Source organism: Variovorax sp. EBFNA2 (assembly GCF_033802765.1).
GTDB classification, from domain to species: Bacteria; Pseudomonadota; Gammaproteobacteria; order Burkholderiales; family Burkholderiaceae_C; genus Variovorax; species Variovorax paradoxus_H.
The window spans coordinates 5,533,523-5,559,227 of sequence record NZ_CP138496.1; the positions used below are offsets into that span (position 1 = coordinate 5,533,523).

Consider the following 25,705-nt stretch of genomic DNA (forward strand, 5'->3'; position numbering starts at 1 on the left):
GCATTCATTCAAATCTCGACGCAGTCCGAACGGAAGATAAAAAATCTCAACGAACCTTGCCTCACATCCCTCAGTACTTTTTCTTTGCCCGAACCCATGAGTAATTTTTCAGCCGACCTGCTTCAAAAACTAAACAACAGAGAAGCACATGCAGAACACCCGCCCACCGATAAATATCACCATGTAATTCAGGGCACCATCAACGAAGTCTCGGAAAGAATTCAAAGCCCAATAGCCTTGATAACGAGCTCTATCCTGTCGGTTCTTTCGATTGCGTGCCAAGCAAGGCGAACTGTCATCCATCCTTCTGGGCAAATTTCCCCTCTATCTCTCTACTTCTTTACTCTGGCAGCATCAGGAGAGAGAAAAACCGCAACTGACGCCTTGCTCATGAAGCCCGTCAGGGAGTTTCAAAGAAGATTTGATTTGGAATTTCAGGAGAAGATTAAAAAATACAAGGCAGATCTTCATTTTTGGAATCAACAGAAGCGAGTCCTTGAGAAAAAGATTGACCGATGTCTGCGTGATGAACAAACAGAAAATTTGGAAGCGCTTCGCTACGATCAAGAAAAAATTCTCGGATCAGAGCCTGTAGAGCCAAAAGGATTGAAACTTCAAATCGACAATACGACCTCCGCGGCATTTCTTCGTTTTTTCGACAAATATCAACCAACAACCAGCATTATTTCCGATGAAGGCGCAAGTGCACTTGCGTCATTTACAACTGCAAATGTTGGCAACCTAAATAATAGTTGGAATGGAAAAGCGTTGAGCGTCGAGAGAACTAGCTCGGAGAGTTTTACCATCGACAATCCTCGCTTGACAGTGCACCTGATGTTGCAGCCCGAGATTTTCCTTCGCGCCTTAAAAAAGGAAAATAACATCTGGGAAGAAAGCGGACTTCTGGCTCGTTCGTTGTTTTCGTTTCCCCAGTCAAAGATTGGCACACGTAAGCCACCGTCGGGATACGAGTCAGTCTACGGAGGGCTCGAAGTTTTTGAGGCTGAGGTTGAAAAAATGCTCAACATTTCATACTCAAGACCTCTTTCCGAACCAATTCTCCCGATGCGTTTCAGTGCTGAAGCGGTGAAAGTCTGGAATGAATACTCAACCCTGATTGAAAACTTCATGATCCGAGGTGGTCCGTTGGAAAGTATTAGAGCAATGGCTTCCAAAATCTCGGAAAACATCGCTCGAGTGGCCGCTATCTTTGAGTGCTTCAACCATCCCATCGCTCCTCAAAAAATCACAAGAGAAAGCGTCATGTGCGCCATCGACGTGTGCCAATGGTATCTCGTGGAGCATTATTTCTACTTCGGTCGAAGGGAAATTGCCCCAATCGAAAAGAACGCCGAACTACTTTTGCATTGGTTAAATAAAAAAGCAATTTGGAACTCTTTTGCATCCATTGTTCCCAAGAGATTGATTGCAAAAAATGCCACTCCTCACTTCCTACGCAGAAGCAATGTGTGGCAGCCAGCGTTGGACTACCTTGAACATGTGGGAAAGGTCAGGCTGGAGTATCCGGTGCCCTCAGGAGAGGAGTGGATCGTCCTTATGCCGGTCCACGATCCTCAACAGCAACCTCTTCTTTAGCTTATGTGGTGGCGATCTTGGCGAAAATCGCCAGAATCGCCACCTGTAAGATCTCAGGATTGACTAGATTCTGAGTGAAAACCCTTCCCGAGAGTGAGCGCTCAACCGACTCGGAGGACGGAAGAAAGAGGGGAATCCCCTCGAACTTAGACGAGTGAAGCCGCTCACCTGCCTGGCCTCAGCTCTGGAAATTTTCCGTTAAGGCTGAGATTTATGCAGGGACTCTTGCTCAGTGCCGCGCAGGGGGCCATTCCCTATGGCGTCGGAAAGACTGAGAGCTTCATGCCAACGCCCTGCACCAAGAAATTTTGAAAGTTTCACAGCGCGTCCTTTCAAAACCGCCTTTCAATATTGCTCGAGGAGCTATGCAGCAAGCTAGCCACATTCCTCATGAGCGAGGTTTTTCGAAACAAACTCGAAAAAACAATCCTGAAGGGTGAAATTATTAGCACTGACCTTCCATCTCGTGGTCATCTCAATCCTCGGCAGCAATCAACTCTTCACAGCCTCAATTCAAGGTGACATCAACTGCTCGGACTCCGTCAGAGCTGCCATGCCATGTTCAGTCGAAGATCTTTGCCCGATCTCTTTTCTATTTTTTCAACCCAAGTTCGACATCAAAGAAGGCAGCCCCTCGAAAATATAGAGAACAATATTAACGTTCAAGTGATATTTACCGGCTTTTTTTCACAAATGCCCATTGCATAAATCAATTATGGGCGGCATACCCCGCCAGATGTCTATGCATCTCCTTTCTTTCAGTTTGCCGAGATATGACTACACATACAAGATTATTATCGTCACGATCTTTCAACCCACTCTATTGAGTGTCTCGAGCGTGGCTGTGCGCCGACGTGAGTGGGGCCACGGAATCGCACTTAAATTGCATGCTCTAATGAGCAAACACTTCAACCCTTTGTTCAGAATTGATGTGAAAAACTACTTTCATTTTCAACAAAACCACAATGGAAATCTAGGCTACCCACCTGCGACGCAGCGATGATCGGCATTCACGAGGACTATAGAGATTCAGAGAGTCCGCGAGCGGCAGAATTGCTGACGCAGCTTACTTCTTCCACCCACACCCGGCCGGAATTATCAATCAGCACGATCGATGATGGTGCTCTGGAGCCAACTGTCTAGCCAGGCCTTGCTCACACCGCATCTCGCCCGTCTAGTGCGTGAGGGGCACCCCTGAAGTAGCGCGGAAATTGCCTTGATATTCAAATTCCGCGCAACAAAGATTCTTCAAGTTGGGGGGCACTCTGCAATCTATCTGACCCTATTCAGATGAAATCTAGAGTATCGAAATCTCTGATTTCAACATTGCTGGTGTTCCGTGTACAGCGGGCCTTACGCCTATTGCTAACAATATGGGGGCCCACACACCCATTCCCTCGGCGGACAGCGAGGGTGGATTGAGCTCTGAGAACCAGTCGCAACCGCGGGGATATTGCTTACCTTTAGGCGACGTTTGATGTTTATGGCCGCCAGCTTAACTTGGGTTTTTTAGGGCAGCCGCAGCCCGCACCAGAGCAATCACCTGACTCAATCAGTCTTCCGGGACTGCTTTTGCAGCCAGTATCGAACTAATTTGCCGCCAGGCGCGTTGCCCTGCGCAGCGGCGGGTTCGCAATCGACGCACCCGGCGCGCGGTCGACCAGCGGCTCGCTCGCGCAGGTCGTGTTGCTCGAAATGCACAGCGCGCCCAGCAAACCATCCTCGGTCAGGACGTTGCGGCTGGGCGGGCCGAAGATGCGGTCGATCCAGTTGTTGGCGCCCAGCGGGTCGACGCGCAGCTCACCGGTGGTGCGCGCCAGGCGCAGTTCCGAAATGCGCAAATCGAACACGCCGTCGATGTAATCGAACAGCAGCGTGTAGTAGTCGAGCTGCGCATCGAGCACCTGGGGCAGGGTCTCGCGACCGAACTCCATGAGGCGACGGCGGCCGCGGAAGGCCTGGCCCGAGGTGCTAACGGCTTCCATCAACTGGCGCTCGCGTTCGCGGCCGGCCATGGTGCGCGACCATGACGACGCGGTGAGTTCCATCAGGTTGAGCTTCACGCCCTCCATCTTGGCTTCCTGGTTCGCGACTTCGGCCAGGGCGCCCTTGAGCTTGAGCTGGCGGTCGAAGCCGTTGCCGAAGTTCCAGTTCAATTCAAAGGCCGCGCGCGTCGGGTCTTGCGGCGACACGCCGCGCGGGTCTTTGCTCTTCACGACGACGGCGTCGAGCGTGGGGAACATGCTGGCTTCGGTCTGGTCGACCAATGCACGCGCACGTGCAACGCGGCCCTGGGCTTCGGCCAGTTCGGTGCTGCGCGCTTCGGCGCGGCGCAGCGCTTCTTCCTGCGAGCCGATGCGCCAGTGCGACGGTGCGGCGAGCACGGGCAGCGAGGCGGGATTGGGCGAGAACTTGAAGTAGTTGCGGAACTTGGCGATGGCTTCGTCGCGCTGGGCCTCGAAGTCGGACTCGCGCGCAGCGACAAGGGCACGGCGCGACGCGGCCATGTTGAGGTCGTTGTCGCCGCTCACGCCGAGCGCCACGCGGCGCGCCTCGGCCTTCGACAATTCAGCCACGACTTCGGTGGCGCGGTGTGCGATCTGCTTTTTCAGGTCAAAGCGCTGCACCTGCAGGTAGGCGGTCAGCGCATCGAGCACCACTTTCTGCGACGTGGTGGTGACGGCTTCGTCGTCGGCCTGGTTGCCGAATTCGGCGGCGCGCTGCGCGGCGCTCATGGCGCCGCCGTCGATCAGGCTCACACGCGCTTCGGCGGTGAGCACGGTGTAGTTCTCGCTCTTCGCCCGCTCGGCGCCGCTGTTGTAGGTGCCCGACGACGTGCCGACCTTGAAGCGCGGGTAGCGCGCCATGCGGGCCGCATCGACACCGAAGCTGCTGGTGTTGGCGGCCGCCTGCGCGGTCAGCACCTCGGGGTATTCCTGCGACAGCGCAATGAGCGCCTGCTTCACGCGCTGCGCGTAAGTGGCGGCGCCCAGGGACGGCGGCGACAGGCGGCGCGACAGTGCGAGCGACGCGGGCGGCCCCTCGGGTTCGGAGGCTTGGGCATAGGCGGTGGGCGGCAGCGCCATGCTGACGCACAGAGTCGCGCAGAGCACGCCCGGGGCGATGCGCGCGCGCCGGCCCGGCAACACGGGCTTGCTCATGGTTCGCGGAAGGCTTCGCGCCGCAGTTTGAGCACAGGCCGCAGGATGTACCAGATGAACGGATCGGTGCCCACGCGCAGATCGACTTCGGCTTCCATGCCGGCGGTGACGCGGTTTTCCGGCCGCCCCACATGCGACTGCGACATGCTGATGAGCAGCCGGTAGTACGGCGCGCCGTTGGCAATGGCAGCGTCGCGGTCGGCATCGGCCGCCACGAGCTTGACCTTGCCGTCGACGGCGCCGTAGCGCAGGTAGTCGTAGGCGGTGATCTTCACGCGCGCCAGCTGGTCCACTTCCACAAAGCCGCGGTCGTTCGGGTTGAGGCGCGCCTCGACCATGATCTCGTCTTCGTCGGGCACCACTTCCAGGATGGATTCGCCGGGCTTCACGACCCAGCCGGCGCTGGAGCTGCGCAGGCCCTTCACGATGCCGTCGGCCGGCGCCTTGACGACGGTGCGCGAGCGCTGCGTGCGGGCGCGTGCAAGGTCTTCGCTCAGGCTGGCGAACTGGCGTTCGACGGTGGCGAGTTCGTCCGATGCGCGGCGGCGGTAGCGGCCTTCGGCCTCGGCCATCTTGGCCTGCGCTTCGGTGATGGCGGCCTGCGCCGAGATGATGCCCTGGCGCGCGACGGCGAGTTCGCTGCGCACGCCTTCGGCCTGGCGGCGCTTCTCGAGCACCTCGACCTGGCCGACGAGTTTTTCGCTGAGCAGCTGCTCCGAAATCTCCTGCTCTTTCTGCATCAGCTCGAGCCGATCGGCCAGGCCCTTGGCCTTGGCTTGCTGCTCGAGCTGCTTGCTGCGCGCCTGTTCCAGTGCGGACACGGCACCGGCCATGACGCCACGCTGTTCGAGCGCGCGCGCCTGGTAGGCACCGACCTCGCCTTCGAGCACGGCTTCGTCGATCTCGGCATCGAACGAATCGCGCTTGAGCGGCTGGCCGCGGCTCTCGGCAATGAGGCGCACGCGCGTGGCCTGCGTGGCGGCATAACGCGCGGTGAGTTCTTCGAAGTTCAGGCCACTGCCGCCCAGGTCGATCTCGACCAGCGACTGGCCCTGCTTGACCTTGTCGCCGTCTTTCACGAGCACGTTGCTGACGATGCCGCCTTCCAAGTGCTGGATCGACTTGACGCGGTCGGAGGGGATCACGCGGCCCGGCGCGACGACGACGGTTTCCATCGGAAAGCCGAGGCCCACCACCGCCAGCACCGCGACCGCGCCGCCGATGATCCACTGGCGCCGCCGGCCTTGCGGCGTGGTCTGCGCCGCCTGTTTCTCGCTCTCGCCCTGAAGCACCTGCGGCAAGTCTGGTTTCAAAATCCCGTACCCCTGTCTCTGTCTGTCAGTCGGTCAATCGATCAATCAAGCACGCAAGTCGCTCACGCCATCGAGCGCGACGCGGTGGGGACGCCGGCATTGCTGCTGCCGTCCTCGCTGTCGCCCAGCGCCACCAGCGGCTTCTTCACGCCGAAGAGCTTGGGCACCATGACGGCGGCCGAGCCGATCTCCACGTTGCCCTGGCCGGTGACGTGATACACGGCCGTGGCCGCCGACACGATGCGCAGCGAATGCGTGACCACGACCACGGTGCGCACCTTGGCCACCGCGAGCATGGTCGCGAGCAGGTTGCGCTCGCTTTGAAAATCGAGGTCGTTGCTGGGCTCGTCGAGCACCAGCACCGAAGGCTTGCGCAGGAAGCTCATGGCCAGCGCGAGCTTGCGCCGCTCGCCCACCGAGAAGCCGGTGCCGCCCTCGCCCACCACGGTGCGGTAGCCGTCGGGCAGGCGCGAGATGAAGTCGTGCGCGCCCGAGAGCTTGCAGGCCGCGACGATCTGCTCGTCGCTCTGGCCCGGCGCGCCGCGGCGCATGGTGTCGACCAGCGGGCCGCCGAACCAATACACCTCTTGCGAGAGGTAGCTGATCCAGCGCGACAGCTCTTCGCGGCCGAACTGCGACAGGTCGTACTCGCCGATGCTCACCACGCCGTGCGTGGGCGTGTACAGGCCCGACAGCAGCTTCACGAGCGTCGACTTGCCCGCGCCGTTGCGCCCGACGATCACATGCAGGCCGCCGGGGCCGATGTCGAGGTCGACGTTTTCGAGCACGGGCTGCGGCGCGTCTTCGGTGAAGCTGAAGCTCACATCCTTCAGCGTGACGCGGCCCAGCGGCTGCGGCAGCGCCATGCCGGTGGGCGCCTTCTCGACCGGCTCGCCGAGCACGGTCTCCAGGCGCTTGGCGGCTTCCTTGGCGGTGGCCAGTGCGCGCCAGTTCGATACGAGTCCGGCCACCGGCTGCAGCGCCTTCAGCGCGAGCATGTTGGAGGCGACGAGGCCGCCCACCGTCATCCACTGCTGCATGACGGCGATGGCGCCGACGGTGACGACGATCACCGAGAACACAGTGAGCAGCACGGTGGTGCCGTCGCGCGCGGTTTCGATCTGGCCGTTCTTGCCGAAGCTCTCGCTGAGCCAGGCGTTGTAGGTCTGCTGCCAAACCTCGATGGTCGGGCCGTCGTTCGACTGCGCCTTGAGCGTCTCGCGCGCATGGCAGATCTCGGAGGTGATGCGGTCCAGGCCGCGCCCGCGCAGCACTTCTTCGACGCGGCCGGCGCGCACTTCGTCGGCCCACCACCAAGCCAGGAACGCCATGATGGCCAGGAAGGCCACCACCACGGGCAGCACCGGCAGCGCGACGATGCCGATCACGATCAGCGCAAAGATCGCCATCGGCAAATCGAAGATCGACTGCGCGAGCCCGCCGGTGACGGTGCCGCGCACGGAGCCCACGTCGCGAAAGAACAGCTGCCAAGACGAAGCCGGTCGCGCCTCGAGCGCGCGCAGCGGGCGCCCGAGCATGGAATGCAGCAGCGCGCCCGACACGCCGTGGTCGACGGTGGCGCCCGCGTTGCGCAGCAGGCGCGAGCGCCGCGTGCGCAGCCAGAACTCGATGCACAGGAAAAACAGAATGCCGCACACCAGCGCGGCGAGCGTGGACACGCCGCTGCGCGAGAGCACGCGGTCATACACCTGGAGCAGGAAGATCGAAGGCAGCAGCCCGAACAGGCTGATGGGCAGGGACAGCCACGCCGCGCTCTTCACGAGCGGGTAGGCCGAGCGGAACGCATCGTTCAACGCACCGGCATACGGACTGGCGCCGGGAGCGTCCGGCCTGTCGGCAACCAGCTGGCTGGGCAAGAGGAACTTGATCATGGAGAAACACCGATCCGTCGGGCAACGACGCCGGCCCCATTATCAACTGTTACCCGATCGTTACAAGGCAGAAATTCGCCTCTGACGCCTCTCAGCATCGGTGTGCGCGAACCTGCGCCGGACCGGCCGCTTGCGCACCATGCGTTCCCTGCAGCGCGGCGCTGTCCCTGGACGTGCAATTCACCGCTGGATGGGCGTACGTGCGGGTCGCGCTGCGGCCGGACGGGGACGGCAGGTTGTCGGCAAACGCGAGGGCGATGTTGGCGCACAGCAGCATCAGCAGCACCCAGGCGCACAGCAGCTGCAGCCAGCCCAGCCACCAGCGCCGCGGGGGTACCTCGCGTTCGGATTCATAGGGGATGTGGACCAATGCGTTCCATCTCATGGCAGTGCTTTCAGGACCCGGGCGAGCCGGGAAAGACCGACACCGGCGGAGCTTTTGGCCAGCACCCAGTCGCCTGGTTGCAGCAGCCCGCCGAGTGCGGTGGAGAGGTCGGACACATCGACAAACCAATGGGAGCGGACCTTGGTGCGGATGCGCGTGTGAAGCGCCCGCATCAAGGGTCCGCAAAGGAGCACGCGGTCAGGTTGCGACGCCAGCAACTCGGCCTCCAAGTCGAGGTGATGGCGTTGCGCCGCGGGCCCCAGCTCCTGCATGTCGCCCAGAATGGCCACCCGGCGCGCAGGCTCGCAGGGGGCTTGTGACAGCAACTCAAGCGCCGCCCGCATCGAACTCGGGTTGGCGTCGTAGGTTTCATCGATCAGCTTGAAGCTTCCGCCGCCGATGTGAATGGTGTGCAGCGCCCCGCGTCCGCCCGGCGGCTCGAAGTGCGCAAAGGGCTCGACGGCCGCGGCCAGCGGCAGGCGCAGCGCCTGCAGCGCGGCCAGCGCGGCCACGGCGCTCGCGCCCATGTGGCGGCCCGGCGCATTCAGGCGCAGCTGAAAAGGCTCGCCCGCCACCTCGGCCTGCACCTCGCCGTGGTCGAAGGCGAGCAGGCGCACGTCGGCGTCCTTGTGCTCGCCGTAGGTCACGATCTGCAGCTGGTGCGCCATGGCCGCTTCGGCGAAGGTGGCGAACTCGGGCATGTCGCGGTTGAGCACCACGCGGTCGCCCGGGGCCATGGCCTGGAACATGCGGCAGTCGAGCCGCGCGGCGGCCTCCGACGGGCCGCGGTGCTTCTGCGAGGCGGCCGAGATGCCGGTCACCACGATGAGCGACGGCCGCATGAGCTGCGCCGAGGCCGGCATGTGCGAGGTGCCCATCTCGAGCACCCAGTAGGCGGCATGGCGCGGCATGCAGGTGAGGTTCCACGCAATGCCCGACGGCAGGCTGATGTTGCCCTCGGGCTGCGCCACTTCGCCCCACACGGTGAGCGCGCCGGCCAGCATGGCGGCCACGGTGCTGCTGCCCGCGCCGCTGCCGAGCACGCCGCACACGCGGCCGGTGAACTCGGTGCGCGCGTGGTCGCCCAGCTCGAGCACGGCCTGCAGCACGTTGGCCACCTGCAGCACGGGCACGCGCTTGTCCAGGTGCGGCTTGGGGTCGGTGCACAGCACGGCCGCGGCCGGCTGCAGCACGCCCTTGAGCGTGACGGCGGCCAGCGGCGTCTTCGAGGGCCGGGCCTGGTGTTCGAACACGACGCGGCCCTTGCGCATGAAGGTGCGCTGGGTCACGCCGGTGGCACGCCAGCCGTCTTCGGGCTTGACGACCCATTCGCCGCCGGTGACGCGCGCCATCTCGCCGGCGGTCCAGACGGCGCCGTCGTCGCGCACGCTGCCGCCGCCCCCAGTGCCGCTAGGGCCCGGGCCGCCGGGCTGGCTGCGCCGGTCGAGCAGGTAGCGGTGGTAGGCCGCGAAGCCCGTCACGTACTGCTCGACATCGTCGATGCGCACGCGGAACGAGTGGTGTCGCACGAAGAAGGCGCCGACGACCGTGGACGGCCGGCGGAAGTACATCGCCATCTCGGGCCAGAAGAAGCCGTTGAGCAGGTAGTGCGCGCGGTAGTCGAGCGCGCGGTAGAACTTTTCGGTGTCCAGCTCGTCGAGCAGGTGCCGCATGGCGGGCATGCTTTCGAGCCGCTGCAGCATCTGCTGCGCCGCCAGCATGAGGCTGAGCAGCGTGGGAAAGGTGGTCTTGCGGTCGAGCACGAAGTCCAGGTAGCCCGCCACGTTCTGCAGCCCGAAGCGGAAGTAGCGCTCTTGCGGGCTCCAGTGCGTGAGCTCGTTCACGCAGCCGCTGAGCCAGTGGTCGTGCGACTGCCAGTGCTGGCTCGCAATGAAATGGTCGAAGGCTTTCTCGACCGAGGCCAGCCAGCGCGGATCGCGCGTGAGGCCGTACAGGCGCATGAGGCCGAAGGCCGCTTCGCCGTCGTAGAAGATGACGCGCGAGGCCTGCTTGAGCGTCAGGTCGGCCGCGTGCAGCACGTGGTCGAAGCGGCCGCTGATGGGGTCTTGCAATGCGACCATGCCCAGCGCGAGCTTCTCGAGCAGCGGCAGCCAGTGGCGCGTTTCCATCAGTTCGCAGTAGCGCACGAACATGCGCACGCAGGCCGCGTTGCCGCCCAGGCGGATCTCGCCGCCGGTGTCGACGAGGTACGCCACTTCGCGGCCGTCGGGCAGCGTGTAGTCGCGGATCAGCGCGTCGGTGAGGTGGTCGATGGCGCGGTCGATGGCCGCGCGCAGCGTGTCGTCGCGCGTGAGCTCCCAGGCCTCGAGCATGGCGTGCACGGTGCCCGCGTGGCGCATCGCGTCGTAGGTCGGAATGCGGCGGTCGAAGCACGGAAAGTAGCCGTACACGAACAGGCCGTCGCTCTGCATCTGGCGCGCCAGGTACGACGAGCCGCTGCGCACCAGCTCGAGCACCGACTGCGGGTTGAGCGCCGGCAGTTGGCGCCGGCCGGCGTCGAGCCCCGTGCCCACGAGCTTGTGCACCACGCCGTCGGGCTGGCAGAACACGCCGACCGTGGCCAGCAGATAGACGGTGCGATCCGACGACGCTTCCAGCGGCAGCGTGTGCTCGAAGCGGGCCTGCGCATACACATCGAAGTTGCGCACGTTCACCACCGAATGCGCGATGGTCGAATCGCCGCACAGCATGGCGTTGGCGTTGAGCTCCTGCTCGGTGAAAGCGAAGCCGAAGTCCTGGTCGAAGGCCAGGCCGAGCCGGAAGTAGTTGCGCTTGACCGCGGTGAGCTGGGTCTTGAACTGCGTCCAGTCCATGGGGCTGGCGCCCTCGACCCAGTCGATGCGCAACCAGGGCGAGACGATGCCGCGCTCGCGCACCCATTGCTCGACGAGGTCGGCGCCTTCGCGCCAGGCGGTCTCGAAGTCGTCGGCCCGTGCATGCACCACGTGTGCACGCTGGGCGCCGTCGCTCACCGAGAAGAAGAGCGTGAAGGCCGGGTACGGCGCGGGCAGTGCCGCGCACACGGACACCAGGCGCTCGTGGCAGGCGTGGAGCTGGTCTGAGAAGGACATCATTCGGCTCCGGTCGAATGCGGGCGGCGACCGGTCGCGTCCGTCATCTGCTCTCGCCTGGATGACGTGATCGCGAGCCGGGCACTGCCCTCGGAATCATCGCGGGGACCCGGTTCAGCGGTAGCTGAACTCGGCGCGGCGATTGAGCTGATGGCCCTCCTCGGTGGTGGCAAGCGATGCGGGCTTTTCAATGCCCCAGCTGACGGCTTCGATGCGTTCGCCCGGCACGCCCATCTGCGTGAGCATGCGTTGCACGGCCTCGGCGCGGCGCTGGCCGAGCGCAAGGTTGTACTCGCGGCCGCCGCGCAGGTCGGTGTGGCCTTCGATCACGACGCGGCTCGCCGGCCGGTTGCGCATGTAGCCCGCGTGCGCCTCGACGATGCTGCGGTCGCCCGCCCTGACGTCGTATTTGTCGAAGTCGAAGTAGACGATCTTGGCCGGCGTGTTCGGCGGCGGCGCCGGGGGCGCCGGCTCCACCTTGGGCACTTCGCGCAGGCTCTTGTTGGAGTAGTAGTAGGTCGCGTCGTCGCGACCCGTCTTGGAGGCCACACCGCACCCAACGAGGCTTGCGCTCATTGCCACGAGGGCCAGTATCCGGAAATTCTTGTTCATGACGGTCCTTTCGCGGGACAGGCCGCTGCCGGCCTGTCCCTGTCTGCTTGCTATCGAGGTTTCCCTTCCTCCCTCTTCGTATCCCTTGGATCAGCCCAGCAGGCCGTGCAGGATGTTGGTCACGGGGGCCAGGGCACCGCCGGTCGGGCTCTGATCGACCAGGCTGGAGATCGGGGCGAGCACGTTGTCGAGCACCGGGGCCACCGTGTGTTCGACGGTGTCCAGCAGACCGGTCACGACCGTGCCCACCGGAGCCGTCGCCGACGAGCCGGCCAGGATGTCGGTCACCGGTTCGACCGCGGTCGTCACCGTTTCGACCACCGTCGTGACCACCGAGCCGGCCGAGCCGTCGAGGAGGCTCGTCACCGGTTCCAGGATGCCGGCCACCGGTTCAGCGCCACCCGTCAGGCCGCCGAGCAGGCCGCCCACGAGGCCGTCCGCACCGAGCAGGCTGCCGACCAGGCCGTCGTCACCGAGGACGCCGCCGAGCAGGCCACCTTCGTCGCCGCCGAGCACGCCGCCCAGGAGGCCACCGTCGCCGCCGAGGACGCCACCCAGGAGGCCGTCGTCGCCGAGCACGCCGTCGAGCAGGCCGCCAGCGTCGCCGCCGGTCACGCCGCCGAGGACACCACCCAGCAGGCCGTCGTCGCCGAGGATGCCGTCGAGCAGGCCGCCCGCGTCGCCGCCGGTCACGCCGCCGAGGACACCACCGAGCAGGCCGTCGTCACCGAGGATGCCGTCGAGCAGACCGCCTTCGCCGCCGCCGAGAACGCCGCCCAGAAGGCCGTCATCACCCAGTACGCCACCAAGCAGACCGCCGTCACCGCCGAGGACACCGCCCAAGAGGCCGTCGTCACCCAACACGCCGCCAAGCAGACCACCGTCACCGCCGAGGACGCCGCCCAACAGGCCGTCGTCACCCAACACGCCGCCAAGCAGACCACCGTCACCGCCGAGGACGCCGCCCAGCAGGCCGTCGTCGCCCAACACGCCACCGAGCAGGCCGCCGTCACCGCCGAGCAAGCCGCCCAGCAGGCCGTCGTCACCCAACACGCCACCGAGCAGGCCGCCGTCGCCGCCGAGCAAGCCGCCCAGCAAACCATCGTCACCCAGCACGCCACCGAGCAGACCACCTTCGCCGCCGAGGACGCCGCCCAGCAGGCCGTCTTCACCCAGCACACCGCCGAGCAGACCGCCTTCACCGCCGAGGACGCCGCCCAGGAGGCCGTCTTCACCCAGCACGCCGCCGAGCAGACCGCCTTCACCGCCGAGGACGCCACCCAGGAGGCCGTCTTCACCCAGCACGCCACCGAGCAGACCGCCTTCACCGCCGAGGACGCCGCCCAGCAGGCCGTCGTCACCCAACACGCCGCCAAGCAGACCACCGTCGCCGCCGAGGACGCCACCCAGGAGGCCGTCGTCACCCAGCACGCCGCCGAGCAGACCGCCTTCGCCGCCGAGCAAGCCGCCCAGCAGACCGTCGTCACCCAGCACGCCGCCAAGCAGGCCACCGTCGCCGCCGAGGACGCCGCCCAACAGGCCGCCGTCACCGCCGAGCACGCCACCCAGCAGGCCATCGCCACCGATCAGGTTGGCCACGCCGTCGGTCACGAAGTCGACCTGCGTGTCCACCGCGGTCAGCAGGCCGCTCGTTGCGCCGGCGCCGAGCAGCTGGTCGACCACCGGGCTGGCCAGGTCGGCCACGCCGTCCGTGACGTCGTCGACAAGACCGTCGGCCGGGTCGAGCACGTTCGGGTCGTTCGGCGTGAAGCTGGAACCGAGCACCGGGGCCAGCAGGCCGTCGACGGTGTCGGTCACGCCGTCGGTCAGTTGCGAGACCGGGGCCAGGACGTCGCCCAGGCCGAGATCGCCGAGCACGCCTTCGTTCAGGCCGTCCACCACACCGGCGACCACGCTGTCGGCCGGGTCGAGCAGTGCCGCGCCGGTGCCCGGGGTGCCGCCACCGCCGATGCCGCCGACCACGCCACCCAGCAGACCGCCGAGCAGGCCTTCTTCACCGAGCAGACCGCCCACAGGGCCGTCTTCGCCGAGGAGGCCGCCGACCACGCCGTCGGGTCCGAGCAGGCCGCCGACGCCGTCGCCGCCGAGCAGGCCGCCCAGCGGGCCGTCTTCGCCCAGCAGGCCGCCGAGCAGGCCGTCGTCACCGAGCAGGCCACCGATGGGGCCGGTGCCGCCGAGCAGACCGCCGACCAAGCCGTTGTCGCCGAGCACACCGCCCAGCACGCCGTCGCCGCCGAGCAGGCCGCCGATGGGGCCGGCATCGCCGAGCAGACCACCGACCAGGCCGTCGTCACCCAGCAGGCCGCCCAGGGGGCCGTCGTTGCCGAGCACACCACCCAGCAGGCCGTCGTCGCTCAGCAGACCGCCGACCAGGCCGTCGTTGCCGAGCAGGCCGCCGATGGGGCCGCCTTCGCCGATGACACCGCCGAGCACGCCGCCCAGCAGACCGTCGTCGCCGCCGAGCAGGCCGCCCAGCGGGCTGTCTGCGAGCAGGCCGGAGATCGCGCCGTCCTGGCCGAGCAGGTTGTCGACGAGGCCACCCTGGCCCAGCAGTTCGCCGGTGAGGCCTTCCGAACCGGCGAGGCCGGCCAGTGCGCCGTCTCCGCCGAGCAGGCCACCCACGAGGCCGTCGTCACCCAGCAGGCCGCCGACCGCGCCCTCGTCGCCGAGCAGGCCGCCCAGCAGGCCTTCCGCGCCGAGCAGGCCGCCGGTCAGGTTGCCGACAGCGCCGTCGCCGAGCAGACCACCGACCAGGCCGTCGTCGCCGAGCACGGTGTCGAGCAGGCCGCCGACGGCGGTGTCTTCACCCAGCAGGCCGCCGACCAGGCCGTCCGGTGCCAGCAGGCCACCGACCAGGCCGTCTTCGGCCAGCACACCTTCCACGAGGCTGCCTTCGCCGAGCACGTTCTCGAGCAGGCCGCCGAGCGCGCCGTCGTCGCCCAGCAGTTCGTCGGTGACGCCGCCGAGGCCGAGGGCGTCGGTGAGGCCGCTGACGATGCCGTTGTCGCCGACGAGGTTCTCGAGCCCGTTGTTGAGCGCGTCGGTCACGTAGTCGACCTGGCCGAGCAGGCCGTCCGCAATGGCACCGGCGGCGCCGGCACCGAGCAGCGGATCGAGCACCGGGCTCAGCACGCCGCCGAGCGGGTCGGTGATGCTGCCGACGGTGTCGTCGATCGGGTCGAACTGGTTCGGGTCGTTGGCCTGGAACTCTTCGCCGAGCAGCGGAGCCAGCACGTCGTCGACGACGTCGGTCAGGTTGTCGACCGTCTCCGACACCGGGGTGAGCGAGCCGCCGAGGCCGAGCGCGTCATCCAGGCCACCGACAGCGCCACCCAGGATGCCGTCCGCGGGGTTGAGCAGGCTGTCGCCGTCTGCGTCGGCATCGCTGTCCGCGTCTGCGTCGCTGTCCGAGTCGGAGTCCGAGTCAGAGTCGCTGTCGCTGTCGGAGTCGCTGTCCGAGTCACTATCCGAGTCGCTGTCCGAATCAGAGTCACTGTCCGAGTCAGAGTCAGAGTCGCTGTCCGAGTCGGAGTCACTGTCCGAGTCAGAGTCAGAGTCGCTGTCCGAGTCGGAGTCGCTGTCCGAGTCGCTGTCGGAGTCGGAATCGGAGTCGGAGTCGGAGTCGGAGTCGGAGTCGGAGTCGGAGTCGGAGTCGGAGTCGGAGTCGGAGTCGGAGTCGGAGTCGGAGTCGGAGTCGGAGTCGGAGTCGGAGTCGGAGTCGGAGTCGCTGTCGGAGTCGCTGTCGCTGTCGCTGTCGCTGTCGCTGTCGCTGTCCGAGTCAGAGTCGCTGTCCGAATCGCTGTCGGAATCCGAGTCGCTATCCGAATCCGAATCCGAATCCGAATCCGAATCCGAGTCGGAGTCCGAATCGCTGTCCGAGTCCGAATCGGAATCCGAGTCCGAATCAGCGTCCGCATCGGACTCACCGCCCGGGCCGCCCACGAACAGCGGGAAGCCGGTGGTGCCACCGTCGCTGCCACCGCCGCTGAGCGCAGCACCCAGCGCCGCGGCGCCCAGGGCGCCCAGCGCGAATTCACCGAGGCCGATGCCGCTGCCTGCTGCGGTCTTCTTGGTCACTGCCAGAGCGGCCGCGTCGGCGTCGCTGTCCGGCGGGGTCACTTGCAGGTCGCCCGAGGCGACGTCCACGTTCACTTGTTCGAGGCCGCCGGGCAGCTTGGTCGAGCCGATGGTGGCATCGGTGCCGCCGGTGAAGACGCCGGCCAGCGGCGCCTTGTTGGAGGCCGATCCGGGGAACAGCACGTTGGCCTGGCCGCCGTCCGGCACGATCACGCGGTCGCCGGCCATCAGGGTCTGATTGCCGTCCACCGGAATGCGGACACCCTCGCGCATCACTGCAACGCCGGGCGTAGCATTGGACAATGTGCCCACGCTGGAAGACGCCACGGCCGCAGGCGCGGCGGAGGCGCCGGCGCTCATACCCGGCGCGCCCAGCGGCGTGACGGTGGCTTGGGCAAGAAGCACGGGCGCAGCGCCATTGGCGGAGAGCCCTTCGGTCGAAACGGTCGATGCTTGTGGAGCGGTCATGGCAGCCTCTGTGACAAAAGATGCATCTACAGGGGCAACTTGCGTGCCGCTTTTCCGCCGCCGTGCCAACGAGGCCTCGCTGGCGCTTCAAGTGATTGATTTGTATGAGAATTTTTCTGAAAACCGCGTCGCATGCCGGCCGCCGAAACCGCTCACAAAGACCTCATTTCGCGATTCGTTACGTAACGATGTAACGCCACGCACCCGGAACGCCGGACGTGTCTCTCGCACTTTCCACCGGGCCGCGATGCACACCGCGCCGCCTGTTTTTTCTTTCTCTTCTTCTCCCTTCCTCTCTCCTCTATCTATATGTTCAATCCCTCCCAGGAAGACGTGCGCCGCTTCTTCTGTGACGTGTACGCCAAGCACCGGCAGGGCCTGCCGATGGAGCCGCTGGAAACCATCGCGGCCGGCTGGATCGACGAGCACCCCGAGTACCACGAGGACCTGATCGACGCCGACGCGGCGGTGGCGCGGGTCTACGACGGATCGAACGGCCGCGAGAACCCATTCCTTCACTTGTCGATGCACCTGTCGATCAGCGAGCAGTGCTCCATCGACCAGCCGCGCGGCATCCGCCAGGCGGTCGAGCTGCTGGCCGCGCGTCGCGGCTCGCTATTGCACGCGCATCACGAGGCGATGGATTGCCTGGGTCAGATGATGTGGGAGAGCCAGCGCGCCGGGCGTCCGCCCGATGGCGATGGCTACGTGGCGTGCGTGCAGCGTCGAGCGACGAAGGACTGACGAACCCTCAGCCGACGTTGCGCGGCGTTCCTTTTCGCGACGGCAGCGCGCCCTGCGCCTTTGCCGCCTCGCGCAGCAGCCCCGCCATCGCGGCGCGCAACGGCGACGGCTCGGCCTCGCTGCGCTGCAGGAGGCCGACGGGCTCTTCGGTGCCCGTGGTGTCGATCGGCAGGCGCACCAGGCGGCCGTCGGCCAGCTCGCTGCGCGCGGCGCCCAGCGGCGTGATCCACACCGCATCCGACACCGCCACCAGCGCACGTGCCACCGCCACGTCGAGCGTCTGCAAGGCATTGGGCGGCAGCGTCAGGCCGCGCGCCGACAGGAAGCTCTCGGTGTTGTGGCGCGGCGCCGTGCCCTCGCCGTACACGACCAGCGGATAGTCGAGCACCGCCTGCACCGGCGCTGCCTTGAGTGCAAGCGGATGGCCGGCGCGCACGGCGAACACCAGCGGCTCGGTGTACAGCAGCTCGAAGCTCAGGCCGCCCATGAGGCGCGGATCGCTCATGCGGCCGACCACGAGGTCGAGCTCGCCGGCGCGCAGCTCATCGAGCAGCACGGCGTTGGCCGCGCTCTTCACCAGGATCTGCACCGCCGGCCAGCCCTCGCGCAGCCGCGCCAGCGCCACCGGCAACAGCGCGGGCGCCACGCTGGGCAAGGCGCCGATGCGCAGGCGCTCGATGCGCCCGCCCGCCGCCGGGGCCACCGCCTGCGCGCTGGCGTCCATCGCTTCGAGCACGCGCAGGGCGTGGGCCAGCAGCTGTTCGCCGGCCGGCGTGAGGCCCTGCACGCCGCGGCGGCCGGCCTGGCTGCGGTCCACCAAGCGGGTGCCGACCACGGCCTCGAGCTCCGACAGCGTCTTCGACACCGCCGGTTGACTCAGCGCCAGCCGCTCGGCCGCGCGCGCCAGGTGGCGCTCCTGCGCGACCGCGACAAAGGCGCGCAGGTGCCGCAGTTGCACGTTGCGCACGAAATCCTGGCGAAGCTCGGCGGGAGACTTTTTCAATGCCTTCTGGTTATTGAAACTGGAACAATCTTCAATTTACATCATTGATTGCGACTTCTACAGTGCGGGCTCCGGATTCGTCCCACGACAGGAGACAACGTACATGACCAAGACCCAAGGTGCCCAGCCCACACTCACCCCGCGCGACTGGGACGCCCACCCCAGCTACATCTACCCCGGCTACAAGTCGACCGGCAAGCGCGGCCCGCAGAAGCCGCTGATTCCGCTGAAGGCCTCGCTCGGCGAGCTGCAGCAGCCCGTGTACGGCCACGACAGCATCGGCGAGTTCGACCACGACCTCACGCGCAACGCGCGCGTCAACGGCGAGCCGCTGGGCGAACGCATGATCCTCAGGGGCCAGGTGCTCGACGAGCGCCGCCGCCCGGTCGCCAACACGCTGGTCGAGCTCTGGCAGGCGAACGCCTCGGGCCGCTACGTGCACAAGGTCGACCAGCACGACGCCCCGCTCGACCCCAACTTCCTGGGCGCGGGCCGCTGCCTGACCGACAGCGAAGGCCGCTACCGCTTCCTCACCATCAAGCCCGGCGCCTACCCCTGGGGCAACCACCCGAACGCCTGGCGCCCGCAGCACATCCACCTGTCGCTGTTCGGCCAGAGCTTCGCCAGCCGCCTCGTGACGCAGATGTACTTCCCCGGCGACCCGCTGCTGCAGTACGACCCCATGGTCACCGGCACGCCCGAGCGCTACCGCAACCGCCTCATTGCCGACTTCAGCCTCGACATCACCGAGGAAGGCTACGCCCTCGGCTACCAGTTCGACATGGTGCTGCGCGGCGCCGATGAAACGCCGTTCGAGAACCGCTGAAAGGATTTCCCATGCCATTGATGACCGCCCAGGAAGCCGACTTCGGCCAGACCCCGTCCCAGACCGTGGGCCCCTACTTTGCGTACGGCCTCACCGCCACGCAGTACGGCTACAACTTCAACCAGCCCTTCGACGCCGTGCTGGCGCTGGACACCGCCAGCGGCCAGCGCATCCGCCTCGAAGGCCGCGTGATCGACGGCGACGGCAATACGATCCATGACGCGCTGATCGAGATCAGCCAGCCCGACGGCGAAGGCCGCTACCCGCAGACATCCGACGAGGCCCGCGCCCTGGGCTTTCGCGCCTTCGGCCGTGTCGGCACGGGCACCGATGCGCAGCACCGCTTCGTGTTCCACACCGTCAAGCCCGGCGCACAAGCGCCCGGCGAGGCACCGCACATCAACGTGATCGTGCTGATGCGCGGCCTGCTGCTGCATGCGTTCACGCGCGTGTACTTCAGCGACGAAGCCGAAGCCAACGCGAAAGACGCGGTGCTGCAGAGCGTGCCGGCCGATCGCCGCCACACGCTGATCGCCGAGCGCGTGGAGCAAGGCGGCGCGGTGACGTACCGCTTCGACATCCGCATGCAGGGCGCGGAAGAGACGGTCTTCTTCGACGTCTGACCCCCGGGAAAATCCGGACGAAAAAAAGCCCGCATCCGCGGGCTTTCTCTTGGGGGCACCAGTCTTGCGAACTGGCTTGGCTTACTGAGGCGCGTGATGCAGGCGCGACTCCGGTACGATCTTCAGTTCGCCGGGCAGCGAGCTGATGTAGGTGGCCAGGGTCTTCAGTTCGGCGTTGGTGAACTTCTTGGGCTCGACCTGTGCGGCCATCACGGCGTTCGAACGGCCGAGGTGGGGATTGTTCTTCACGCGGTACGACTTGAGCGCGACGAACAGGTAGTCGGCGTGCTGGCCGGCCAGCTTGGGCACGGTGCCGTCGTTCGGCGTGTTGAAGTTGGCGCCGTGGCACTTGGTGCAGCTGTTGTCCTTGTCGCGCGCGATGAGCGCCTGGACGTTCTCGGACGCGGCCTTGGCCGGTGCGGCCGGAGGCGCATCGCCTTCCTTCACGCCCAGCTGGCTGTAGTAGGCCGAGAGGTCGGCGATGTCTTGTTCGGTGAGGCTGTCGGCGATGGCGCGCATCGTCGGGTGCTTGCGGTCACCACCCTTGTACGCGGTGAGCGCGGCTGAGATGTACGTGGCGCTCTGGCCCGCAATCATCGGGACCTTGTGGATCTCGGGGAAGCTCGCCTGGTAGCCGATGATGCCGTGGCAGCCCACACACATCTGGACCTTCTTGGCGCCGTCCTGGGGCTTGCCAGTGACTTGCTGGGCTTGTGCCGAGAGCGTCACGCAAGCGACAGCAAGGGCAAACATCGTGGTCAACAACTTGTTCATTTTGCGCGCACAATCTCGTGGAGATACAGTTTTTCGAATCAACATTCGATTATATGCAAGGGTCCCACGGGAACCTCGCGCGAGCTGCACAAGAGGCTGCGCAATGCAGTTCGAGTGTGTTCTTTTCTCCACCCTGCCTCCGCTCCACTCATGAAATTCAAGGGCTCAGACAACTACGTCGCCACTCAGGACCTGATGCTGGCGGTCAACGCGGCCATCACACTCCAGCGCCCGCTGCTCGTCAAGGGCGAGCCCGGCACCGGCAAGACCATGCTGGCCGAGGAAGTGGCGCAAGCGCTCGACATGCCGCTGCTGCAGTGGCACATCAAGTCGACCACCAAGGCGCAACAGGGCCTGTATGAATACGACGCCGTGAGCCGCCTGCGCGACTCGCAGCTCGCCGACGTGGACGGCGGCCAGCGCGTGAAGGACATCCAGAACTACATCATCAAGGGCGTGCTGTGGCAGGCCTTCACGGCCGACCAGCCGGTCGCGCTGCTGATCGACGAGATCGACAAGGCCGACATCGAATTCCCGAACGACCTGCTGCGCGAAATCGACCGCATGGAGTTCTACTGCTACGAGACGCGCGAACTCATTCGCGCCAAGCACCGTCCGCTGGTGTTCATCACCTCGAACAACGAGAAGGAACTGCCCGACGCGTTCCTGCGCCGCTGCTTCTTCCACTACATCAAGTTCCCCGATGCCGAGACGATGAAGCACATCATCGCCGTGCACTTCCCGAACCTGAAGCAGGAGCTGCTCACGTCGGCAATGAAAACCTTCTACGACGTGCGCAACCTGCCCGGCCTGAAGAAGAAGCCCTCGACCTCCGAGTTGCTCGACTGGCTCAAGCTGCTGGTGGCCGAAGACATTCCGCTCGAAGCCCTGCAAAGCAAGGACGACAAGGTCGCCGTGCCGCCGCTGGTGGGCGCGCTGCTCAAGAATGAGCAAGACGTGACGCTGTTCGAGAAGCTCGTCTTCATGCAACGCAACAACCGCTGAGCCCATGAGCCAGCAACAGCCACCGCCGCATTCCACCGGCCAGTTGATGAAGCTGGGCATTGCCCAGGCGGTGCTGTTCGTGGCGGGCGCCCTGCTCGGCCGCGGCATCGGCCTGCTGCTGGGCCTGGACGCCTTCGGCGCGGGCGGCTACGGCAACAAGGAAATCTTCGGCATCCTGCTGATCGGCCTGGGTGGCGGCGCCGGCGTGCAACTGGCGCGTGCCTGGTACACGCGCAAGTACGGCAACCCGCGCGGCTGAGAAGCCGCCACAAGCCGAGCCCCTGCCCCACTGCTCACGAGAGAGTCTCCTGATATGGCGTTCGTCGAACCTGTCACCCTGAAGGCCCGCGGCATCGCGCTGGTGCCGCTTGCACTCCCCCACGAAGACGGCCTGCGCGCCGCGGCCGCCGACGGCGAGCTGTGGAAGCTGCGCGTCACCTCCGTGCCCGAGCCGCAGGACACGCGCGCCTACATCGAGACCGCCCTCAAAACGGCCGACCGCTTCGCCTTCGCCGTGACCGACGAGGCCACCGGCACGGTGCTGGGCAGCACGAGCTTTCACGACATCCTGCCGGGCGTGAAGCGCGTCGAAATTGGCTACACCTGGTACGCCGCGCGCTGCCAGCGCACCCACGTCAACACCACCTGCAAGCTGCTGATGCTCACGCACGCGTTCGACACGCTCGGCTGCAACGTGGTGGGCTGGCGCACCGACAACTTCAACTTCGCCTCGCAGCGCGCCATCGAGCGCCTGGGCGCGAAGAAAGACGGCGTGATCCGCGGCCATGTGATGCGCCGCGACGGCACCATCCGCGACACCGTCATGTACAGCCTGCGCGCGGGCGAATGGCCCGAGGTGAAGGCCCAGCTGCAGTACCTGCTCGACCGGCCGCGCGACTGACACCGGCGACGACACACAAGGAGCGCACCCCATGCTCATCGACTTTTTCTACACGCTGCGTTCGGCCAAGCTGCCGGTGTCGGTCAAGGAATACCTCACGCTGCTCGAGGCGCTCAAGGCCGACGTGGTGGGCCCGAACTCCGACGGTGCCTACGGCATCGACGACTTCTACTACCTCTCGCGCACTGCGCTCGTGAAGGACGAGAAGCACTACGACAAGTTCGACCGCGCCTTCGCCGCCTACTTCAAGGGCGTCGAGATGCTCACCGACTTCACCAAGGAAGTGCCGCTCGACTGGCTCAAGAAGACGCTGGAGCGCGAGTTCACGGCCGAAGAGAAAGCCAAGATCGAGAAGATGGGCTGGGACGAGCTCATGGAAACGCTCAAGAAGCGCTTCGAAGAACAGAAAGAGCGCCACGAGGGCGGCAGCAAGTGGATCGGCACGGGCGGCACCTCGCCCTTCGGCAACGGCGGCTACAACCCGCAGGGCATCCGCATCGGCGGCGCCGGCAAGAACCGCAGTGCCGTGAAGGTGTGGGACCAGCGCGCCTACAAGGACTACGACGACACGCAGGAACTGGGCACGCGCAACATCAAGGTCGCGCTGCGCCGGCTGCGCAAGTTCGCGCGCGAAGGCAACGTGGAAGAGCTGGACCTGGACAACACCATCCACTCGACCGCGGCCAACGCCGGCTACCTCGACATCAAGATGCGGCCCGAGCGCCACAACAACGTCAAGGTGCTGCTGCTGATGGACGTGGGCGGCACGATGGACGAGCACATCCAGCGCGTCGAAGAGCTGTTCTCGGCAGTGAAGACCGAGTTCAAGCACCTGGAGTTCTATTACTTCCACAACTGCGTCTACGACTTCATGTGGAAGAACAACAAGCGCCGCTTCTCCGAGAAGTTCGCGACCTGGGACATCCTGCGCAAGTACAACAAAGACTACAAATTGATCTTCGTGGGCGACGCCACGATGAGTCCTTACGAAATTTTGCAACCTGGGGGCAGCGTCGAATACAACAACGAAGAGGCCGGCGCCGAATGGATCCAGCGCCTCACGCACACCTTCCCCAAATTCGCCTGGATCAACCCCGAGCCCCAGGGCGTGTGGCAGTACCGCCAGAGCATCGCGGTGATGCAGCAACTCATGTCCAACCGCATGTATCCGCTCACGCTGCGCGGCCTCGAAGAGGCGATGCGCATGCTGTCCAAGTAACCCGCAGCCCCGCACAAGCGGGGGGCACGCGTCACACGTGTGCTGTCAGAATGCCCCCATGGTCAGGGTGGCATCCGTTCTTTCGCCGGCGTTGTGGCCGGCTTTGCTTTTTTCCGGCGTCCTGCTCTTGCAAGGCTGCAGCCTGCTGCCTAAAAAAGAGGCGGCGGACACGGGCGCGTCCACGGTCGGCGTGGTGCGCAGTGGCGACAGCAAAGGCGACACCGCCAAGGACGACGACGGCAAGGCCAAGGCCGACGGCCGGCGCCGCGCCTTCACCGTCGACGTGCGTGGCCCCGAGACCGAGCGCGACTACCTCACGCGCCACCTCGAAATCCAGCGCTACCGCGAGCTCGACGACCTGGGCGTGACCGAGGTCTCGCGCCTCATGGTCGCGGCCGAGGCCAACGCGCGCGAACTGCTGGGCACGCTCGGCTACTTCACGCCCACGCTCACGCTCGAACTCAAGGAAACGCCCGACAGCACCGAGGCCCCGCGCGAGGTCGTCATCACCGTCGCGCCCGGCGAGCGGACCAAAGTGTCGACCGTGCAGATCCGCTACAGCGGCCAGATCGCCGACGACCCCACCGCCGAAGCGCAGCGCGACGCCATCCGCACCGGCTGGGCGCTGCGCGCCGGCGAGCCCTTCACCCAAGGGGCGTGGGACGACGCCAAGACCACCGCGCTGCGCAGCCTCACGGCCAGGCGCTTTCCCACCGGCAGCGTGGAAGTCAGCCGCGCCGAGATCGATGCCGACCGCCACGAGGCCCGCCTCGGCGTAACTTATCAATCGGGCCCGGCCTACAAGTTCGGCCCGCTCGTGCTGCGCGGCGTGGAGCGCTACGACGCCGACGCCGCGCGCCGCATCGCGCGCCTGCCCACCGGCACCGACTACGACCAGCAGAAGCTGCTCGACGCGCAGCAGCGCCTGGCCAGCAGCGGCTACTACGACTCGGTGTTCCTCACGCTCGACACCGACAACAACACGCCGCTGGCCGCGCCCGTGATCGCCCAGCTGCGTGAAGCGCCGCTGCAGAAGGTGGTGATGGGCGTCGGCTTCACCACCGACAACGGCCCGCGCCTGTCGATCGACCACACCCACAACCGCATGCCGCTGCTCGGCTGGCGCGCGGTGTCGCGGCTCTCGCTGGACAACGACATCCAGTCGCTGGGCACCGAGTGGAACGCCGTGCCCAACGACCGCGGCTGGCGCTGGTTTGCCGGCGGCGAACTCAAGAGCGAGCAGTCGGGCAGCTACGTGGTCGACAGCGGCCGGCTGCGCGGCGGGCGCAACAAGTCGAGCGACCACATCGACCGCAGCTACTTCCTGCAGTACGACTACGCCCACAACCGCGGCATCGACGCGCCGCCCTCGGCCTCGGCCGTCACCGCCAACTGGGGCTGGACCGGTGGCTACTTCGACGACAACGCGTCGCCCTCGCGCGGCTACGGCCTGGCGCTCGAAATGGCCGCGGGCTACACGCTCACGGGCCAACAGCTGCCCTTCACCCGCACCTACGCGCGCTTTCTCGGCGTGCTGCCGCTGGGCGCGGCCGACGACAAGAACGCCCGCGCACGCCGCAGCCGGCTGCAGATGCGCCTGGAGGCCGGCGCCGTCGCCGCCAAGGACATCGCGCAGATCCCGTCCACGCTGATGTTCCTCACCGGCGGCGACACCACCGTGCGCGGCTACAGCTACAAGCAGATCGGCACCGTGCGCGCCGACGGCCAGACCGTGGCGGGCCGCTACCTCGGCGTGGCCAGCCTCGAATGGCAGCGCCCCTTCGTCTACAAGGACAAGCTCACCGAATGGGAGAGCGTGGTGTTCGTCGATGCCGGCGCCGTGGCCGACAAGCCCGGCGAGCTCAAGCCCAAGGTCGGCGTGGGCGTCGGCGCGCGCTGGCGCAGCCCCGTCGGCCCCGTGCAGGCCGACCTGGCCTACGGCGTCGACTCGAAGAAATTCCGCCTGCACTTCCGTCTCGGCTTCACCTTCTGA

The 25,705-nt window shown here is 65.8% G+C and carries 18 protein-coding genes; 9 read left to right on the forward strand and 9 right to left on the reverse strand.

Annotation, left to right across the window (positions count from 1 at the left end):
- The first annotated feature begins 96 nt into the window (after positions 1-96).
- On the forward strand, positions 97-1,596 hold the full coding sequence (locus RZE79_RS26075) for a YfjI family protein (RefSeq protein WP_319357451.1): 1,500 nt from the start codon (positions 97-99) through the stop codon (positions 1,594-1,596).
- A 1,589-nt stretch (positions 1,597-3,185) separates the two neighbouring features.
- Here the strand turns inward: RZE79_RS26075 and RZE79_RS26080 are convergent.
- From RZE79_RS26080 to RZE79_RS26110, 7 genes are all read right to left on the reverse strand, one after another.
- A complete protein-coding gene (locus tag RZE79_RS26080; RefSeq protein WP_319357452.1) occupies positions 3,186-4,757 on the reverse strand; it encodes a TolC family protein in 1,572 nt (523 codons plus the stop codon).
- Positions 4,754-6,049, reverse strand: coding sequence for an HlyD family type I secretion periplasmic adaptor subunit (locus RZE79_RS26085; protein WP_319361299.1), 1,296 nt, complete (start codon positions 6,047-6,049; stop codon positions 4,754-4,756). Before RZE79_RS26085 ends, RZE79_RS26080 begins: the two co-directional genes overlap by 4 nt.
- 83 nt (positions 6,050-6,132) lie before the next feature.
- A complete protein-coding gene (locus RZE79_RS26090) occupies positions 6,133-7,962 on the reverse strand; it encodes an ATP-binding cassette domain-containing protein (protein WP_319357453.1) in 1,830 nt (609 codons plus the stop codon).
- Between the two features lie 91 nt (positions 7,963-8,053).
- Positions 8,054-8,347 carry a hypothetical protein gene (locus RZE79_RS26095; RefSeq protein WP_319357454.1) on the reverse strand — a complete coding sequence of 98 codons (294 nt, stop codon included), beginning with the start codon at positions 8,345-8,347 and terminating at the stop codon, positions 8,054-8,056.
- The gene (locus tag RZE79_RS26100; protein ID WP_373696510.1) at positions 8,344-11,442 is read right to left on the reverse strand and encodes a glutamate ligase domain-containing protein; all 3,099 of its coding nucleotides are present in this window, start codon (positions 11,440-11,442) and stop codon (positions 8,344-8,346) included. Before RZE79_RS26100 ends, RZE79_RS26095 begins: the two co-directional genes overlap by 4 nt.
- Before the next feature lie 111 nt (positions 11,443-11,553).
- A complete protein-coding gene (locus tag RZE79_RS26105; RefSeq protein ID WP_153282094.1) occupies positions 11,554-12,051 on the reverse strand; it encodes an OmpA family protein in 498 nt (165 codons plus the stop codon).
- Between the two features lie 90 nt (positions 12,052-12,141).
- Positions 12,142-16,617 carry a hypothetical protein gene (locus tag RZE79_RS26110; protein ID WP_319357456.1) on the reverse strand — a complete coding sequence of 1,492 codons (4,476 nt, stop codon included), beginning with the start codon at positions 16,615-16,617 and terminating at the stop codon, positions 12,142-12,144.
- Between the two features lie 309 nt (positions 16,618-16,926).
- On the opposite strand from RZE79_RS26110, the gene RZE79_RS26115 reads away from it, so the two are divergent.
- On the forward strand, positions 16,927-17,361 hold the full coding sequence (locus RZE79_RS26115; protein ID WP_062482964.1) for a DUF1841 family protein: 435 nt from the start codon (positions 16,927-16,929) through the stop codon (positions 17,359-17,361).
- A 7-nt stretch (positions 17,362-17,368) separates the two neighbouring features.
- On the opposite strand, the gene RZE79_RS26120 is transcribed toward RZE79_RS26115, so the two are convergent.
- Positions 17,369-18,364 carry a LysR substrate-binding domain-containing protein gene (locus RZE79_RS26120; RefSeq protein ID WP_319357457.1) on the reverse strand — a complete coding sequence of 332 codons (996 nt, stop codon included), beginning with the start codon at positions 18,362-18,364 and terminating at the stop codon, positions 17,369-17,371.
- A 103-nt stretch (positions 18,365-18,467) separates the two neighbouring features.
- Here RZE79_RS26120 and pcaH point away from each other — a divergent pair, with 103 nt between their 5' ends.
- Together pcaH and pcaG are read left to right on the forward strand one after the other, a co-directional pair.
- Complete coding sequence (gene pcaH / locus RZE79_RS26125; protein ID WP_319357458.1) at positions 18,468-19,190, forward strand: protocatechuate 3,4-dioxygenase subunit beta; 723 nt, start codon at positions 18,468-18,470, stop codon at positions 19,188-19,190.
- 11 nt (positions 19,191-19,201) lie between these two features.
- Positions 19,202-19,813 carry a protocatechuate 3,4-dioxygenase subunit alpha gene (pcaG, locus tag RZE79_RS26130; RefSeq protein ID WP_319357459.1) on the forward strand — a complete coding sequence of 204 codons (612 nt, stop codon included), beginning with the start codon at positions 19,202-19,204 and terminating at the stop codon, positions 19,811-19,813.
- An 81-nt stretch (positions 19,814-19,894) separates the two neighbouring features.
- On the opposite strand, the gene RZE79_RS26135 is transcribed toward pcaG, so the two are convergent.
- Positions 19,895-20,587 carry a cytochrome c gene (locus tag RZE79_RS26135; protein WP_153282090.1) on the reverse strand — a complete coding sequence of 231 codons (693 nt, stop codon included), beginning with the start codon at positions 20,585-20,587 and terminating at the stop codon, positions 19,895-19,897.
- A 150-nt stretch (positions 20,588-20,737) separates the two neighbouring features.
- On the opposite strand from RZE79_RS26135, the gene RZE79_RS26140 reads away from it, so the two are divergent.
- Genes RZE79_RS26140 through RZE79_RS26160 form a run of 5 tightly spaced genes read left to right on the forward strand, consistent with a single transcriptional unit; the run spans position 20,738 to position 25,705 of the window.
- On the forward strand, positions 20,738-21,592 hold the full coding sequence (locus tag RZE79_RS26140) for a MoxR family ATPase (protein WP_099792867.1): 855 nt from the start codon (positions 20,738-20,740) through the stop codon (positions 21,590-21,592).
- 4 nt (positions 21,593-21,596) lie between these two features.
- Positions 21,597-21,851 carry a hypothetical protein gene (locus tag RZE79_RS26145; RefSeq protein ID WP_056577818.1) on the forward strand — a complete coding sequence of 85 codons (255 nt, stop codon included), beginning with the start codon at positions 21,597-21,599 and terminating at the stop codon, positions 21,849-21,851.
- A 54-nt stretch (positions 21,852-21,905) separates the two neighbouring features.
- A complete protein-coding gene (locus tag RZE79_RS26150; protein WP_319357460.1) occupies positions 21,906-22,493 on the forward strand; it encodes a GNAT family protein in 588 nt (195 codons plus the stop codon).
- A gap of 31 nt (positions 22,494-22,524) precedes the next feature.
- Positions 22,525-23,712, forward strand: a complete 1,188-nt coding sequence (locus RZE79_RS26155) for a VWA domain-containing protein (RefSeq protein ID WP_319357461.1) — start codon at positions 22,525-22,527, stop codon at positions 23,710-23,712.
- A gap of 58 nt (positions 23,713-23,770) precedes the next feature.
- Complete coding sequence (locus RZE79_RS26160; RefSeq protein ID WP_319357462.1) at positions 23,771-25,705, forward strand: BamA/TamA family outer membrane protein; 1,935 nt, start codon at positions 23,771-23,773, stop codon at positions 25,703-25,705.

Excerpts from the sequence above, each read along its gene's own strand:
- RZE79_RS26075 (WP_319357451.1), top strand. The coding sequence starts at position 97 with ATGAGTAATTTTTCAGCCGACCTGCTTCAAAAACTAAACAACAGAGAA.
- RZE79_RS26080 (WP_319357452.1), bottom strand. The coding sequence starts at position 4,757 with ATGAGCAAGCCCGTGTTGCCGGGCCGGCGCGCGCGCATCGCCCCGGGC.
- RZE79_RS26090 (WP_319357453.1), bottom strand. The coding sequence starts at position 7,962 with ATGATCAAGTTCCTCTTGCCCAGCCAGCTGGTTGCCGACAGGCCGGAC.
- RZE79_RS26095 (WP_319357454.1), bottom strand. The coding sequence starts at position 8,347 with ATGAGATGGAACGCATTGGTCCACATCCCCTATGAATCCGAACGCGAG.
- RZE79_RS26100 (WP_373696510.1), bottom strand. The coding sequence starts at position 11,442 with ATGATGTCCTTCTCAGACCAGCTCCACGCCTGCCACGAGCGCCTGGTG.
- RZE79_RS26105 (WP_153282094.1), bottom strand. The coding sequence starts at position 12,051 with ATGAACAAGAATTTCCGGATACTGGCCCTCGTGGCAATGAGCGCAAGC.
- RZE79_RS26110 (WP_319357456.1), bottom strand. The coding sequence starts at position 16,617 with ATGACCGCTCCACAAGCATCGACCGTTTCGACCGAAGGGCTCTCCGCC.
- RZE79_RS26115 (WP_062482964.1), top strand. The coding sequence starts at position 16,927 with ATGTTCAATCCCTCCCAGGAAGACGTGCGCCGCTTCTTCTGTGACGTG.
- pcaH (WP_319357458.1), top strand. The coding sequence starts at position 18,468 with ATGACCAAGACCCAAGGTGCCCAGCCCACACTCACCCCGCGCGACTGG.
- pcaG (WP_319357459.1), top strand. The coding sequence starts at position 19,202 with ATGCCATTGATGACCGCCCAGGAAGCCGACTTCGGCCAGACCCCGTCC.
- RZE79_RS26135 (WP_153282090.1), bottom strand. The coding sequence starts at position 20,587 with ATGAACAAGTTGTTGACCACGATGTTTGCCCTTGCTGTCGCTTGCGTG.
- RZE79_RS26140 (WP_099792867.1), top strand. The coding sequence starts at position 20,738 with ATGAAATTCAAGGGCTCAGACAACTACGTCGCCACTCAGGACCTGATG.
- RZE79_RS26145 (WP_056577818.1), top strand. The coding sequence starts at position 21,597 with ATGAGCCAGCAACAGCCACCGCCGCATTCCACCGGCCAGTTGATGAAG.
- RZE79_RS26150 (WP_319357460.1), top strand. The coding sequence starts at position 21,906 with ATGGCGTTCGTCGAACCTGTCACCCTGAAGGCCCGCGGCATCGCGCTG.
- RZE79_RS26155 (WP_319357461.1), top strand. The coding sequence starts at position 22,525 with ATGCTCATCGACTTTTTCTACACGCTGCGTTCGGCCAAGCTGCCGGTG.
- RZE79_RS26160 (WP_319357462.1), top strand. The coding sequence starts at position 23,771 with ATGGTCAGGGTGGCATCCGTTCTTTCGCCGGCGTTGTGGCCGGCTTTG.